The sequence below is a fragment of the Syntrophotalea acetylenivorans genome, from assembly GCF_001887775.1.
Classification (GTDB): domain Bacteria; phylum Desulfobacterota; class Desulfuromonadia; order Desulfuromonadales; family Syntrophotaleaceae; genus Syntrophotalea_A; species Syntrophotalea_A acetylenivorans.
Genome location: NZ_CP015519.1, coordinates 1,892,537 through 1,906,367, shown reverse-complemented (window position 1 = coordinate 1,906,367; position 13,831 = coordinate 1,892,537). Strand labels below are relative to the sequence as shown.

Annotated in this window: 15 protein-coding genes and 1 riboswitch; of the genes, 5 read left to right on the top strand and 10 right to left on the bottom strand. The window is 55.5% G+C overall.

Annotation, left to right across the window (positions count from 1 at the left end; translation table 11 throughout):
• Nucleotides 1-118: 118 nt before the first annotated feature.
• From A7E78_RS08760 to lipB, 3 genes are all read left to right on the top strand, one after another.
• Nucleotides 119-1,315, top strand: coding sequence for a rhomboid family intramembrane serine protease (locus A7E78_RS08760; protein ID WP_072283860.1), 1,197 nt, complete (start codon nucleotides 119-121; stop codon nucleotides 1,313-1,315).
• An 8-nt stretch (nucleotides 1,316-1,323) separates the two neighbouring features.
• Nucleotides 1,324-2,208, top strand: a complete 885-nt coding sequence (locus A7E78_RS08755; RefSeq protein ID WP_072283859.1) for a radical SAM protein — start codon at nucleotides 1,324-1,326, stop codon at nucleotides 2,206-2,208.
• Between the two features lie 63 nt (nucleotides 2,209-2,271).
• Nucleotides 2,272-2,907, top strand: a complete 636-nt coding sequence (gene lipB / locus A7E78_RS08750) for a lipoyl(octanoyl) transferase LipB (protein ID WP_072283858.1) — start codon at nucleotides 2,272-2,274, stop codon at nucleotides 2,905-2,907.
• A 51-nt stretch (nucleotides 2,908-2,958) separates the two neighbouring features.
• On the opposite strand, the gene A7E78_RS08745 is transcribed toward lipB, so the two are convergent.
• The 10 genes from A7E78_RS08745 to A7E78_RS08700 form a co-directional block, all read right to left on the bottom strand.
• Nucleotides 2,959-4,728: an SLC13 family permease gene (locus A7E78_RS08745; protein ID WP_072283857.1), complete on the bottom strand. Its 1,770-nt coding sequence runs from the start codon at nucleotides 4,726-4,728 to the stop codon at nucleotides 2,959-2,961.
• Between the two features lie 192 nt (nucleotides 4,729-4,920).
• On the bottom strand, nucleotides 4,921-5,562 hold the full coding sequence (thiE, locus tag A7E78_RS08740) for a thiamine phosphate synthase (protein WP_072283856.1): 642 nt from the start codon (nucleotides 5,560-5,562) through the stop codon (nucleotides 4,921-4,923).
• Between the two features lies 1 nt (nucleotide 5,563).
• Complete coding sequence (thiH, locus tag A7E78_RS08735; RefSeq protein ID WP_072283855.1) at nucleotides 5,564-6,688, bottom strand: 2-iminoacetate synthase ThiH; 1,125 nt, start codon at nucleotides 6,686-6,688, stop codon at nucleotides 5,564-5,566.
• A 2-nt stretch (nucleotides 6,689-6,690) separates the two neighbouring features.
• Nucleotides 6,691-7,461, bottom strand: a complete 771-nt coding sequence (locus tag A7E78_RS08730; protein ID WP_072283854.1) for a thiazole synthase — start codon at nucleotides 7,459-7,461, stop codon at nucleotides 6,691-6,693.
• Nucleotides 7,462-7,489: 28 nt separating this feature from the next.
• Nucleotides 7,490-7,690 carry a sulfur carrier protein ThiS gene (thiS, locus tag A7E78_RS08725; protein ID WP_201257996.1) on the bottom strand — a complete coding sequence of 67 codons (201 nt, stop codon included), beginning with the start codon at nucleotides 7,688-7,690 and terminating at the stop codon, nucleotides 7,490-7,492.
• Between the two features lie 13 nt (nucleotides 7,691-7,703).
• Nucleotides 7,704-8,507 (bottom strand): sulfur carrier protein ThiS adenylyltransferase ThiF, encoded by an 804-nt coding sequence (thiF, locus tag A7E78_RS08720; RefSeq protein WP_072283853.1) that lies wholly within the window; start codon nucleotides 8,505-8,507, stop codon nucleotides 7,704-7,706.
• A gap of 46 nt (nucleotides 8,508-8,553) precedes the next feature.
• Nucleotides 8,554-8,656: riboswitch (TPP riboswitch) on the bottom strand.
• Between the two features lie 182 nt (nucleotides 8,657-8,838).
• The gene (locus tag A7E78_RS08715) at nucleotides 8,839-10,023 is read right to left on the bottom strand and encodes an FprA family A-type flavoprotein (RefSeq protein WP_072283852.1); all 1,185 of its coding nucleotides are present in this window, start codon (nucleotides 10,021-10,023) and stop codon (nucleotides 8,839-8,841) included.
• 237 nt (nucleotides 10,024-10,260) lie between these two features.
• On the bottom strand, nucleotides 10,261-10,419 hold the full coding sequence (rd, locus tag A7E78_RS08710) for a rubredoxin (protein WP_072283851.1): 159 nt from the start codon (nucleotides 10,417-10,419) through the stop codon (nucleotides 10,261-10,263).
• A 148-nt stretch (nucleotides 10,420-10,567) separates the two neighbouring features.
• Nucleotides 10,568-11,107, bottom strand: coding sequence for a rubrerythrin (gene rbr, locus A7E78_RS08705; protein ID WP_072283850.1), 540 nt, complete (start codon nucleotides 11,105-11,107; stop codon nucleotides 10,568-10,570).
• 97 nt (nucleotides 11,108-11,204) lie between these two features.
• The gene (locus A7E78_RS08700; protein ID WP_072283849.1) at nucleotides 11,205-11,672 is read right to left on the bottom strand and encodes a Fur family transcriptional regulator; all 468 of its coding nucleotides are present in this window, start codon (nucleotides 11,670-11,672) and stop codon (nucleotides 11,205-11,207) included.
• Nucleotides 11,673-11,902: 230 nt separating this feature from the next.
• On the opposite strand from A7E78_RS08700, the gene A7E78_RS08695 reads away from it, so the two are divergent.
• Both A7E78_RS08695 and A7E78_RS08690 read left to right on the top strand, forming a co-directional pair.
• Nucleotides 11,903-12,517 (top strand): PAS domain-containing protein, encoded by a 615-nt coding sequence (locus A7E78_RS08695; RefSeq protein ID WP_072283848.1) that lies wholly within the window; start codon nucleotides 11,903-11,905, stop codon nucleotides 12,515-12,517.
• 26 nt (nucleotides 12,518-12,543) lie between these two features.
• The gene (locus A7E78_RS08690) at nucleotides 12,544-13,749 is read left to right on the top strand and encodes a two-component system sensor histidine kinase NtrB (protein WP_072283847.1); all 1,206 of its coding nucleotides are present in this window, start codon (nucleotides 12,544-12,546) and stop codon (nucleotides 13,747-13,749) included.
• The last annotated feature ends 82 nt before the right edge of the window (nucleotides 13,750-13,831 follow it).

The window sequence follows — 13,831 nt, the reverse complement described above, 5'->3', positions numbered from 1 at the left end:
TTAAAGCCGGGCTGCGGTGGGTAATCGCAGCATTTTGTGTTTTTCCAGAACCTCCGGATGAACACTAGGCAGGTTTTCGAACAAGAACTACTTATATCATGCCCGTTAAGGAGCCGCCATGTTTTTGCCTTACGGAGATACCCCCAACCCTCCTGGCATCCCCTACATCAACAACCTGTTGATTGCGATCAACATCGGTGTGTTTCTATTTTTGACCCTGCCCCTCAGCTTCAGTCGTCCGGACCTGAACGATCCTTTGCTGCTCGATTATCTGCAGGCCATGGGGGCCCGGGGTTATGTCTCCGCCGAACAGGTGTTGCAACAGGTTTCTGCCTACGACCTGGTGGTATTTCGTTACGGTTTTCGGCCCGGTTCGGCGAGCCTGCTGACTCTGTTCAGTTCGATGTTTTTACACGGCGGCTGGATGCATCTGGCCGGCAACATGCTGTTTTTGTGGATTTTTGGCGATAACGTCGAACAACGCCTCGGCCGGGTTCGCTACCTGCTCGGTTATCTGGCGGCCGGGGCGGCGGCTACACTGTTTTTTGCACTCTTTGTACCCGATTCGCAGATTCCCCTGGTCGGTGCCTCGGGCGCCATATCCGGCGTACTCGGCTGTTACTTCCTCTGGTTTCCCCGCAACCAGGTCAAAACCTTCGTCTTTCTGTTCCCCCTATTGATGAACACCTTTTATCTTCCCGCCCGCCTGGTGCTCGGTTTCTATCTGGTGCTGGACAATCTGATTCCCTTTTTGATCAACGGCGGCCGCGCTTCGGGGGTGGCCCATGGAGCCCATATCGGTGGTTTTGTGTTCGGTTTGGCTATGGCTTGGGGCTTCAACCGATGGCAGGGAGTGCAGGCGATTCGGCAGGGAGACACTGTTGATTCAGGACCGCCCTCTCGCCCATCCTTCGCTGGGGGAGCAGTGAAACAGGACCCGGCGTCTATCCTTTTTGAGGAATTGCAGGCCGGTCATTATGGTCGGGCTGCTCACCTCTATCTGGGGCTTGACAGCCAGGCAGAGCGCCTGGCCGTAGCACCGGAAGCGGTCTTGGCCATCGGAGATTATTTGCTGGCTCAGAAACATTACGAACAGGCTCTGGAAGTCTTTCGGCGCTTTGTTGCCGAACGTCCTGCAAGCATGCAGATCGATCATGCTTATCTGGGGGCGGGTCAAGCCATGCTTCACCAGCCGCGGGGTCAGCTCAGCGCCCGCCAGTATTTTCTTGCCTCTATCGATACCGCTACTACCGCAGAAACCGCGCGTATGGCGCGGGAATATCTGCGTCGGCTGGATGCCGGTGAATCGGATTGATCTAAAGAATGATTTATTTTCATTACCATGAGCCAGTTTTCCGGCCGCCAAGCGAGGCCAATAGTCTGATTTTTCAGGCTACCATTGGTTGTTCTCATAACCGTTGTACCTTTTGCGGCATGTATAAGAACAAACGCTTTCAGTTGCGCCCGGTGGAAGAGGTTGTACGGGAGATCAACCTTGTGCCTGCTGCGCATCGAGCCAGCATTCGACGAGTCTTTCTCGCGGACGGCGATGCCCTGATTTATCCTGTTGCCGGGCTCACCGAGATACTTCTTGCCCTGGGCGAAGCCTTCCCGCAACTCACCAGGGTGTCTTGTTATGCCTCCCCCCAAAGTCTGGCAGGAAAAAGCTCAGAAGATCTGGCGCAATTGCGGGACCACAAGTTGCGCCTGCTCTATTTCGGCCTTGAAAGCGGTGATCCCATTACCCTGGAGGCGGTTAACAAGGGCTACACCGCGCAGGCAATGTTGGGTCAATGCCGCAAGGCCCGTCAGGCCGGGCTCAAACTTTCCGTGACAGCCATTCTTGGTCTCGCCGGGAAGCAACGCAGTCGTCAACATGCTCAGGCGACAGCCCGCTGGGTGACGGAGTTGTCGCCCGAATATTTCTCCCTGTTGACTCTCTTCAGTCGCCATAACGATGATTTCCTACGCGGTATTGTTCCCCTTACCCAGGGCGAGATGTTGGAGGAAATTCGCGAAATGCTCGGGCATCTGCGACCCGAACGAACTATTTTACGTTCCAACCACGTTTCCAATTTACTTCAGTTGGCAGGTAGCTATCCCAAAGACCGCCAGCGGTTAAAGAACGAAGTGGATGAGGCTCTGACATATGCTCGCCAAGACCGTGACTGGTACGATGCTTTGCCTGGTTATGCCGAGAGTTTATAGGGTGGTCAGACAGGATTGTCGGAGATTGCTCAGGGGTAGGTGCTTGGTTCAAGGAGAATATCTTTGGAAGTTAAAAATCTTGGTTCTCTGGCATATGCTGAGTCTTACGCACTGCAAGAACGATTAGCTGTCGAAGTGTATGCCGGCCGAGCACCGGAGACGCTGCTGTTGCTTGAACATCCCCCCGTTTATACCGTTGGGCGAAGCGGAAACCTGCACAACGTTCTGGATCCGAAGGTGGAGACGATAGCCGTCAACCGTGGTGGGGATGTGACGTTTCACTGTCCGGGGCAGTTGGTTGGTTATCCCATCATTGATTTGAACCGTCGGCGGCGTGACCTACACCACTACCTACGTTTCCTCGAAGAAGTGTTGATCCAAGTGGCGGCCGATTTCAATGTTGTTGCATGGCGTCGGGAAGGGGCGACAGGAATCTGGACCGAAAAGGGCAAGCTCGCCTCCATCGGTGCCGGTGCCCGGCGCTGGATTACCATGCATGGATTTGCCCTGAACGTTTGCAATGATCTAGAAGGATTCAAGCGAATCAATCCCTGTGGAATTGTCGATTGCGCCATGGTCTCCCTGATGTTGGTGGGAGCTCGCTCTCTTGATATGGAGAGGGTTAAAAATCGTACCGCCAGCCATTTTCAGAATTTGCTCCAACGCTGGTTGCCTTTAAATGCTGGTAGCGGTGGATGAATCCTGGTGCGGAATGAGTTGTTGGGGGCCAGAATCGTCGTTGCGGTTTATTCAGAATGGAAACAATAGGGGGATCAGCAGAGAGCCGAATATCCAGATCAGCAGATTGAGGGGAGCACCGACCCGGGTGTAGTCGAAGAAACGGTAGCCGCCCGGTCCCATTACCAGAGCGTTGGATTGGTGGCTGACAGGGGTCATGAAGCAGGAGGAAGCAGCGATGGCGACGGCCATGAAGAAAGGTTTGGGATCGACTCCCAGCTCCAGGGCGGCATGGTAGGCGATCGGTGCGATGAGAACTGCTGTCGCCGCATGACTCATAAGCTCGGTCAGCATGGATGTAAGTAAAAAGAAGGCGGCCAGCACCACCCACGGGCCAAAGGGGCCGACCACTCTGAGCACTTGCTCGGAGATCAGTTGGGCGGCGCCGCTGTTTTCCATGGCCAGCCCGAGGGGCAGGGTGCCGGCGATCAGCAGGATAATGCGCCAGTCGACACTTTCGTAGGCTTCCTGCACGGTCAGACAGCGCGCCAAGACCATGAAGGCCGCGCCGAGGCTGGCGGCGAGCATGATTGGCAGGCCACCGAAGGCAGCCAGGAGAATGACCATCACTAAAATAAACAGAGCCAGAGGCGCCCTTCGCGGCCTGTAGGGAACCGGTGGCACGCCGCCCAGCAGCAGAAAGCCGTGACCCCGTCCGAGATGCAAAACCCTCTTGAGGGGCCCTTGCAGCAGCAAAACATCCCCAAACTTGAGAATGACCCTGTCGACTTGCCGAACCACTGGTGCGCCTTGGCGCCACAGTGCCAGGACGTTAAGACCGTGACTTTCGTGAAAACTAACCTGGCTCAGGGTGCGTCCGACCAGATCGCTATTGGTGGTCAGTGACGCTTCGACCACGACCATCTCTTCCGTGTCCTTCTTCGGTGGCGGATTGTCCCGCTCCGGTATCAACTCCAGCCCTTTGGCTTTCATCACCTTCAGAATCCCTTCCGGGTTCCCTTCCAGAAACAGCACATCTCCCTCTCGCAGTTTGCTGTTGCCGTGCGGTTGCGGAATTTTTTGCTGACCGCGAATAATGGCCCGAATTTTCAGGTTGAAATCCTGGGTCAGGCGACTGCGGGCAATGGTCTGGCCTATGATGGGCGATTTAGCCAGGATCTCAACCTCGGTGATGTATTCCTTAACCTGATATTCTTCGGTTAACTTGCCGGCCTTGCGTACGGGCAAAAGTTTGCGGCCGACTAAAACCATATACAGAATGCCGCTTACGGCAATTACCAGGCCGATGGGGGCGAAATCGAACATGGCAAAGGATTCGCCGCTGTACTGTTGCAACAGGGCGTTCATAAGGATATTCGGTGGAGTACCGATCAGTGTGCAGACGCCCCCGAGAAGAGAGCCGAAGGCGAGAGGCATCAACAGCTTGGAAGGGCTGGTGTTGAGTTTACGGGCGATGCCGGTGACAACCGGCATGAGTACCGCAGTAGCGCCGATGTTGTTGATGAAGGCGGAAAAGAGGGCAACCGTGGCCATGATGACGGCGACCAGCCGCGATTCGCTGTCAGAGGCCAGGCGGATCATGCGTTCGCCGACCCGACTCATGGCACCGGTATGGGAGATGCCGGCACTGATAATAAACATCGCCGCTACGGTAATAACAGCAGGGTTGCTGAAACCGGAAAATGCTTCTTCCACCGACACCAGTCCGGTTGTTGCCAGAGCCAGTAGAATCAGCAGGCTGGTCAGGTCTATCGGCAGCCATTCGCTGGCAAACAGAACCACAGCCATCAGCAGAATCAGCAGAACCAGGACGATTTCCATGGAAAGGGAGGCTCCTGTGGCGCCGCGAGGAAAGTAATGGAGTCAGGTAGTTAAATATTATCGGACTGGGAGAAGTTCCGCAAGATGAGCTTTGGCGTTAAAGGGAAAAGTATTTTCAAGAACTTGGAGCCAAGAGGACTGCGTTTAGAATAAAGCAGTGATTTCAATCGCTGATTCAGAAAGGGCTGGGTGTTAATTCTCTGTAAGAGCGGTTTTCAGGGTCCGGGCGGCCCGCAGAGGCTCGCTGCTGGCTAGAATTGCAGAGATAACGGCAATCCCTTGAACCCCCGCCTGACGAACGTCTGGGATGCGGCTCAGGTTGATGCCTCCCAAAGCAAAGACCGGCATGGGGCTGGTGTTGCAGGCCCTGGTCAGTTGCTCCAGTCCTTGAGGGGAGCCGTAGGCCGCTTTGGAAGGGGTGAAGAAAACCGGGCTGAAAGTTGCGAAGTCGGCTCCTTGCTCGGCGACCAGGGACAGTTCTTCCAGGCCATGGGCGGAGTAACCGATTAACCTTTTTGGGCCAAGGAGGCTGCGTGCTTCGGCAATCGGTAGTGAGGCGGTACCGAGATGGACACCGTCGGCTTCGGCGGCCAGAGCGATATCGACGGAACCGTTGATCAGCAGACGTGCCCGGTAACGGCGGGTCAGGGTGCGTAACTCCTTTGCTAGAGCCAGGCGTTCGCTGGTCGGTAGATTCTTGTCCCGCAACTGTACCGCATCCACTCCGCCCTGCAGGGCCTGCTCGATAGCCTGCAGCAGGTCCCGGCCTTGCGGCAGGGCCTGCATGCTGCTGATCAGGTAGAGACTGAAGTCGATGGGGTTCGGTCGGTGCATGTCAGCGATTGGAGTTGTCGAGAAACGCCCGATCCCAGTCCTTGAATACCGGATCGTATCCCTGGGCCCGCAGCATGGAGCAGATCTCTTCAGCGTCTCGGTCGTCGTCGATGGCGAATTGTTGACTCGATTCAGCCTGCTGTCCGTAGCCCCCTGGCGAGGTGGACGAACCGGCGCTGATCTGGGTGATGCCCAACGGCAGCAGGTGATCACGCAGGCTGGCACTCTCCCGGGTCGACAGCACCAGCGCCGAGTCGGGCATCAGCAAGCGCATGACGCAGATCAGCTGCACCAGTGCCGCATCGGAAACCGGTGCCAGCGGTTTGAACCCGCCGTCGGCAGGTCGCAGGCGCGGAAAGGAGATATTGATCCGGCTGCGCCAGAAGTGCTTGGCCAGGTAGCGGGCGTGCAGGCCGACATAAAATCCCTCTTTACGCCAGTCGCTCAGGCCGAGCAGGGCACCGATGCCGATGGAACGCAATCCGGCAGATCCTCCCCTTTCGGCGGCGTTCAACCGCCAGTCGAAGTCCCGTTTGGGTCCGTAGGGGTGCAGCTCGTCGTAGAGGCTGCGCTCATAAGTCTCCTGGTAGACGGTCAGGTTGTCGACACCGGCGGCGACCATCTGCGCATAACCGCATTCGTCCATGGGATAGACTTCAATGGAGATGGAAGAAAAAAACGGCCGTATCTTCTGCACCGCGGCAGCCAGATAGGCGTTTTCGACCGCGCCGGGCGCTTCGCCGGTCAGCAGTTGGATGTGGCGAAAGCCCCTTTCGTGCAGAATGCGGGCTTCGGCTTCCACTTCGTCGAGACTTAAGGTGCGGCGCTCCATCTGGTTGTCGGCGTTAAAACCGCAGTACAGGCAACTGTTGCAGCAGAGGTTAGACAGGTACAGGGGCGCATAGAGCTGAATGGTCTTGCCAAAGCGCTGCTGGGTGAGGCGATGGGCTCTTTGGGCCAATTGTTCGAGATAGCCTTCGGCGGCTGGTGATAGCAGCGCCGCCAGGTCCATCAGGCGCAGATGCTCGTTGGCCAGGGCCTGTTCGACCTGGGCGGGACCGGCAGCATCGATCAGCTGTTGCACCCGCTCTGGAGTCCATTGATTGAATTCGTTTAGAAAGGTCACGATCAATCTCGCAAAAAGCCGGTTAAGGGGCTGGAGGCTTCGGCCTGATCTTTGATAGCACCGAGACCGGCCAGGTAGGCCTCGCGTCCGGCCTCAACTCCTTTAGCGAATGCGGCCGCCATGCGGGCCGGATCGGGGGTGACGGCCAGGGCGGTGTTGACCAGTACGGCGTCGGCGCCCATCTCCATAGCCTCGGCGGCATGGGAGGGCGCGCCAAGACCGGCGTCGACCACCACCGGCACGATGGCCTGCTCGATGATAATGGCGATGCTGTCCCGGGTACGGACCCCCTTGTTGGTGCCGATGGGGGCGCCCAGAGGCATGACCGTCGCGGTGCCGACTTCCTGCAGGTGCTTGGCCAGCACCGGGTCGGCGTTGATATAGGGCAGCACGGTAAAGCCGTCTTTGACCAGGATCTCCGCCGCCTTAAGGGTTTCGATGGGGTCGGGCAGCAGGTAATAGGGATCGGGGGTCACTTCAAGCTTGACCCAGGGTTCGCAGCCGGCGGCCCGGGCCAGGCGCGCCAGACGCACCGCTTCTTCGGCGTCTCGGGCGCCGCTGGTGTTGGGCAGCAGCAGAAACCTGTCGCGGTCGATGTGGGCCAGCAGATCGTCATCGGGCTTGTCGATATCGACGCGACGCAGGGCGACGGTGACGATATCGCTGCCGGAGGCGTTCAGAGCCGCGGCCATCAGTTCATTTGAGGCGAATTTTCCGGTCCCGACCATCAGACGGGAGGCGAAGCTGCGGCCGGCGATTGTCAATTTGTCCATAATTTCCTCGATAATTTCTCTAAAATGCTCAGCCGCCGCCGACGAAACGGACGATCTCCAGTTCATCGCCATCGCGCAGGGGAGTTTGTTCAAAGTTGTCGCGGGGTACGATGTTTCGATTGAGTTCAACCGCCACCTGGCTGCAGGCAAGTTGCAGCTCCTGCAGCAGTTCGTGGATATTTGCGGCAGAACACGATTGTGGGCGGCCGTTTACGGTCAGGGTGATCATAATTGTTCCTCTATTACGGTTCTTCACCCAGCAACAGACGCAACACAGCGTTGGCCTGATGATGGGCGGCGACACCGACCCGCGGTGCCATCAGGCCGGTACCGGGGGCCGCGGCAGTTTCGCCGTCACCAACCAGATAGAGATTGCCAGCTGCGCGCCGGGTAACAATGTTGTTGGACGGGCCAAACCCTGCCATCCCGGAGCCGGCCACCAGTGGCTTACCGGGACATTGGCTGAGAAAGGTTTCGACCAGCATGGCTTTCTGCTCGGCGGCATCGAAGGCCTCGACCTGTACATCGACCTCGCTGAACAACTCTGAAACGTTTTCTGGGGTCAGACGCAGGACGTGGGCCTCCACCGTCACGTAAGGATTGATACGGGCCAGGGTGTCTTTGAGGGCATGGGCCTTGGGCTGTCCAAGCTGGTCGACAAAATATTGCTGGCGGTTGAGATTGGACGGTTCGACGACATCGAAGTCCACCAGAATCAAGCGGCCGATACCGCTGCGGGCCAGTGCCACCGCTATCGGCGAACCGAGTCCGCCGAGACCGGCGATGCCGACCGTGGCTTGTTTTAGACGCTTATGGACTCCGGGACTATGGCGAGCTACGAGTTGCGCTTCGAGTTCTTTAGCGGTTGGGATACGGCCGCGCTCAATAAAGACCAGAATATCGCCTTCGGCTAATAGCGGATCACCCGACTCGGCATGACCGTTTCGGATCAGCACATCCGCGTTGGGTTGAACCCGGTCCCGCAATTGGTGCAAGCGTGTGTCGGGCGTAATTTCCAGTGGTTGTTCGTTGAGTACTATTTGCATAATAATAAGAAAAGGTCGCGCATGGCGACCTTGACCGAAGAAAACCCCGGAGTTCGCGCCGCTTCCCTCCGCCGGAATGACCCGGATCAGGTTCAAAGGGTTGCCCGCTGTGGCCGGGCTCTCAGTTAGAAACTCCCCTAGGGCGTTGCATGGATTTTTGATTGTCGCGCCGCTACATTCGAACAGCACCAACGCTCTTTAAAAGTATCAACAGGGCCCGTTGGAGTCAAGGGGTCGCTTAGGTCGGTTGCATAAGCAAGAAGGCCGCACCCAAACAGGAGCGGCCTTCTTGTCGTTACATGGAAAACCCGACAGCCTCCGAGACAAGTATTTACTTCATTGCCTGGGCGATGCGGCGGCCGAATTCATAGCAGCTCTCGCATCCTTCCTGGTCTGGAACGTATTGTACTCGCAGCGGGTCTTCAACCATTTCCAGGTCCATGCCGGCCAATTGTTCGGCCACCAGCTTGGGGGCTTCGCCGCTCCAGCCGTAGGAGCCAAAGGCGGCTGCCTGCTTGTTCTTGGGCTTGAGCCCCTTGAGGTAGGTTAAAAAGTCGGCCACGGTCGGAAATAGCCCGTTGTTAAGTGTCGGAGAGCCGACCACGATAGCTTTGGCATCGAAGGCTTCGGTGACCACATCGCTGCGATGACAATGGCGCAGATTCATCGGTTTCGCCACCATGCCTTCGGCGGTCAGTCCGGCAACAATTTCATCGGCCATTGCCTCGGTGCTGTGCCACATGCTGTCGTAGATCACCAGGGCTTTGTTCTGTTGCGGTTGCAGTTCGCACCATTCGGCATAGGTTTCTACGATTTTCGCCGGATTGTCGCGCCAGAGAATACCGTGGTCGGGGCAGATCATTTCGATGGGCAGGTTGAGCCCGTTCAACTTGGTCAGTAATCCTTTGATCATCGGCGCAAAAAGCCAAAGGATGTTGGCGAAATATTTCTTGGCGTGGGGCATGATCGCCTCGCCGATCTGGTCATCGAAGTGCTCTGGGCCAGCATAGTGCTGGCCGAATGCGTCGCTGGAAAAGAGGATCTTGTCCTCTTTGAGATAGCTGAACATGCTGTCCGGCCAATGAATCATGCGGGTTTCGAAAAACTGCAGGGTGCGTTTGCCAAGAGACAACTCTTCACCGTCGGCAACCGCGCGAAAGTTGATCTTGTTTCCGAAATGGGCGGAGAGGTTTTTCAGGCCCATCTTCGAGCAGTAAACCGGTGTGTCTTTGCCGATTCTATGTACGACGCGGGGCAGGGCCCCGGAGTGGTCCATTTCGGTGTGGTTGCTGATGATATAGTCAATCTTTTTCGGATCGATCACCGAAGCGATTTTCTCCATCATCTGCTCGGTGAATTCTTCTTTCACCGTGTCGATCAGGGTAATTTTTTCGTCGATAATCAAAAAGGCATTGTAGGTAGAGCCCTTGTCCGTAGAGTAACCATGAAAATCACGGACATTCCAATCGGTGGCACCGACGTCATAAATGCCTTCGGCGATTTGTAGCGCTTTCATTGCGAGTCCTTTCCAGAGCCGCGAAACGGATGGCGTCGCAAAAAGTCCGCCCTACTGCGATGCGGCATTTTTTCAGGACCTCGACATACTAGATGTATGCCTTCACCCCTGAAAAAATACCAAGCCTTGTAGGACGAAATTTTTGCTTAGCCAGCCTGCGAGTTTTTACGAATGTATCAAAACGGATTCGGCCCCTGCGTTCCGTTAAGGATCCGCAGGGGCCGAACTGAATCTGAGTTATTCTTTATCGAATTGGTCTTTGGGGGCGCTGCAAATGGGACAAACCCAGTCCTCGGGGATGTCGGCGAAGGCGGTCCCGGGCGCAATGTCGTTGTCGGGGTCACCTACTTCAGGATCGTAAACATAGCCACAAACTAGGCAAACATACTTGTCCATGGGGTTCTCCTTTTTAATGGTGAGATTCGATCTTCGTTAACCGTTGCTATCATAAACGATTATTCAATGTTTTCCAACGCTTGTTTTGCAGCAGGGCGAGCCGACTGCGTCGGTCCGCCCTGCTGGAGTTGATCGCATAAAACAGCGATTAGAAATTAGTTTTGGTGATCTCAAAGAAGGCCTGGGGATGTTTGCACACTGCGCAAAGCTCAGCTGCCTTGCCCGTGTCGATCAGGTGGTGACCACAGTTGCGGCATTCCCAGGAAGTCGGTTCCGGTTTGGCGAATACGGTGCCGGCCTCGACGGCTTCGAGCAGTTTCTGGTAGCGTTCCTGGTGGGCTTTCTCAATGGCGCCAATGCCCTCGAACATGATGGCCAACTGAACAAAGCCTTCTTCGCGGGCTTCTTTGGCCATGCGAGGGTACATTTCGGTCCATTCCTCGTGTTCGCCGGCAGCCGCTTCTTTAAGATTTGCAATGGTGTCGCCGATGCCTTCCAGGGCTTTCAGGTGCAGCTTGGCATGGGCTTTTTCCTGGTTGGCTGTTTCTTCGAACAGGGCGGCGATCTGCTGATAACCTTCTTTTTTGGCGACAGCCGCGAAGTAGGTGTACTTGTTGCGTGCCTGAGATTCGCCGGCAAAGGCTTCCAAAAGATTCTGCTCGGTTTTGCTCCCTTTTAATTCTGCCATGGTCGTTCCTCCTAAGTTGAATGGATGGTTGGTCAAACAAGTTCATTCGGGCAATAAAGTCTGCCCACCTGTAAAAATCGGCTGTGTCGATGTTGACTTATTGGGATGATTGTTTGCTGCTGTGTTGGCAGCGGGGACAAAGTCCGCTAAAAGTGATGGAGTAATCGTAAAGCCGAAAACCCGAAGGGTGGTTTTCAGGGAAACTCGGCAGATTGAAACCAGAAACGGGCAAGTCGGCCACTGCACCACACTGAACGCAGCTTACATGGTGGTGGCGACTGGTGTCGGCGTCGAAGCGTGCTTTGGCTTGCGGGCTGCTTATCTTGACCACCAGGCCGACCCGGACAAAGGTTTCCAGGATTCGATAGATTGTCGTTCTAGACAATCCATGAATATTTTCTTTGAGATCATCAAAGAGCTGGTCAGCCGTAGGGTGATCTGTGCGTTGACTCAGTGCATGGAGCAGTGCCCGCCGCTGGTGGGTCAGGCTGAGTCCCCGGTCACGGCAGATAGCCTCCATCTGCTGAACTTTTTCGTTATTGATGCTTGGATTGTTTTCGGCCATGTGTGGGAATATATTCCAGATGGTACTTTGTGTCAATTAGTTTCTTTGCATTTAATTTTACAAGCGCAAAAGAGGTTGCTTGTTTGAGAGTGGATGGGTTCCAAGCATTCTGTTGCTTTGGATGGGTGGGTCGGTTATTACTAGTAAGCGATTGTTTTGATAAATACTGCTAGCCTGTTTGTGTGTATGGGGGGCTTGTCTGCCCTTCGGAGTTCTGGCAGGAGATTGTGATGAAGAACGCCTCGTTGTTGACAAAGATTTTTGAGCAGATTCCGGATTTTCTTGCCGTGATCAATCGGGATCTACGAATTGAAATGTGCAATTGGCGCGGTGGTTATGAGTATGTGCCGGAGCACCTTCGGCGCTTGGGGGCGCACTGCTACAACCTGTTTTATCCTGATCAGGGTCGGCCCTGTAATGATTGTCATGTATTGGAGGTTTTTCGAAGTGGAAAGACCCTGGTGCGGGAAAAATTCAACCCCCGTATCGGTCATGTCGAGGTTCGCTGTTTCCCCATTTTCGACCGGCGGGGCGAAGTGTTTCTGGTGGCGGAGCAGATCTGCAATATTGCCGAGCGCAAGAAGATGCAGATGCGTTTATCTCAGCAGTATACCTATTTAAAAACACTTGCAGATGTCATCCCGGTTCCCATGTTTTCGAAAGATGCTGCCGGCCGATATTTGGGATGTAATAAAACATTTGAGCAATATCTCGGTTGTACCAGGGAGGAGATAGTCGGCAAGTCGGTATACGACCTGGCACCGAAAGAAATGGCCGACATATATTATGCAAAAGACCAGGAACTGTTCCGTCAGGGGGGGTTCAGTGTTACGAAAGTACCTTAGAACTCACCGATGGCGACATTAAAGAGGTGATATTTCATAAGGCGACCTTCAATCAGCCTGACGGAAGCCTGGGAGGGTTGGTCGGGGCCATCCTTGATATAACTGAGCGCAAGGAGGCTATGGCCCGCCTGCAAGAGAGCGAGGAGCGCTATCGACAGTTTTTCGAAGACGATCTGACCGGTGATTTTATTGCAAGGGTCGATGGTCGGTTGTTGGCCTGTAATCCGTCCTTTGCCCGGATATTCGGCTTCGGCTCGGTCGAAGAGGCCTTGGGTCTGGATATGCGGAATATCCACACCGATCCCGGGGGGCGAGAGTTCTTGTTGGAGCGATTGCGGCAGGAACGCAAGATAGACCGTGTTGCTTTGGAGGCTCAAGCGCCGGATGGACGAGTGTTGCATCTGATACTGAATGCCGTGGGTATTTTCGATGACCGGGGTGAACTGATCGAGGTCCGCGGCTACCTCCTTGACGATACGGAACGACGGGGTTTGGCGGATCAGTTGCTTCATTCCCAGAAAATGGAAGCTGTGGGGCGGCTTGCCGCCGGTCTTGCACACGATTTTAATAACTTTTTGACAGCCATTATCGGTTATAGCGATGCCTTGAAGGGCATGCTGGTCGACCCGCAACAGGTCCGTTGCGCCGAGCAGATCAATCTGGCGGGTGAGCGAGCCGCCGCATTGACCGATCAGCTGTTGGCTCTCAGTCGGCGGCAGCGGCTGCAACCTGTCGAGCTGGATGTTAATGCGCTTGTTGCCAGCCTTAAGGACATGTTGCAGCAATTACTCGGTGCCGAGATTGAACTGATTGTTTCGCCCGGATCGGCCATTGCCCCGATTATGGCGGATGCGGGTCGGTTGGAACAGGTGATTCTGAATCTGGTAGTTAACGCCCGGGACGCCATGCCGGCGGGGGGGCAGTTGACTATTTCTACGGCTAACCTGCTTCTCGATGGCGCGCAAGCTCAGGCATTTCTCGATGCAAAGCCGGGTCAGTATGTGGTGCTGGAGTTGGTCGACGAAGGTCAGGGGATCACGGAGGACGTGCTGCCGCATATTTTCGAGCCTTTCTTTACCACCAAGCAAAAGGGCAAGGGTACCGGTCTGGGGTTGGCAACGGCCTACGGCATTGTTGCGCAAACCGGAGGCTTTATGTCGGTTGAAAGTCAGGTTGGCGCCGGGACAACGTTTAGGGTCTTTCTGCCGAGTATTGTTTCGGGAGCCTGTTGAATCGTGTTTTTAAAGTCCTTTTACGGCTGTAATGCCGAAGTTTGTCCGCGGCTAAAAAAAGCTGTCAAAAATGCTTTACAGC

Coding starts and splice junctions, on each gene's coding strand:
- A7E78_RS08760 (WP_072283860.1), top strand. CDS start 119: ATGTTTTTGCCTTACGGAGATACCCCCAACCCTCCTGGCATCCCCTAC.
- A7E78_RS08755 (WP_072283859.1), top strand. CDS start 1,324: ATGATTTATTTTCATTACCATGAGCCAGTTTTCCGGCCGCCAAGCGAG.
- A7E78_RS08745 (WP_072283857.1), bottom strand. CDS start 4,728: ATGGAAATCGTCCTGGTTCTGCTGATTCTGCTGATGGCTGTGGTTCTG.
- thiE (WP_072283856.1), bottom strand. CDS start 5,562: ATGCACCGACCGAACCCCATCGACTTCAGTCTCTACCTGATCAGCAGC.
- A7E78_RS08730 (WP_072283854.1), bottom strand. CDS start 7,461: ATGGACAAATTGACAATCGCCGGCCGCAGCTTCGCCTCCCGTCTGATG.
- thiS (WP_201257996.1), bottom strand. CDS start 7,690: ATGATCACCCTGACCGTAAACGGCCGCCCACAATCGTGTTCTGCCGCA.
- thiF (WP_072283853.1), bottom strand. CDS start 8,507: ATGCAAATAGTACTCAACGAACAACCACTGGAAATTACGCCCGACACA.
- A7E78_RS08715 (WP_072283852.1), bottom strand. CDS start 10,023: ATGAAAGCGCTACAAATCGCCGAAGGCATTTATGACGTCGGTGCCACC.
- rd (WP_072283851.1), bottom strand. CDS start 10,419: ATGGACAAGTATGTTTGCCTAGTTTGTGGCTATGTTTACGATCCTGAA.
- rbr (WP_072283850.1), bottom strand. CDS start 11,107: ATGGCAGAATTAAAAGGGAGCAAAACCGAGCAGAATCTTTTGGAAGCC.
- A7E78_RS08700 (WP_072283849.1), bottom strand. CDS start 11,672: ATGGCCGAAAACAATCCAAGCATCAATAACGAAAAAGTTCAGCAGATG.
- A7E78_RS08695 (WP_072283848.1), top strand. CDS start 11,903: ATGAAGAACGCCTCGTTGTTGACAAAGATTTTTGAGCAGATTCCGGAT.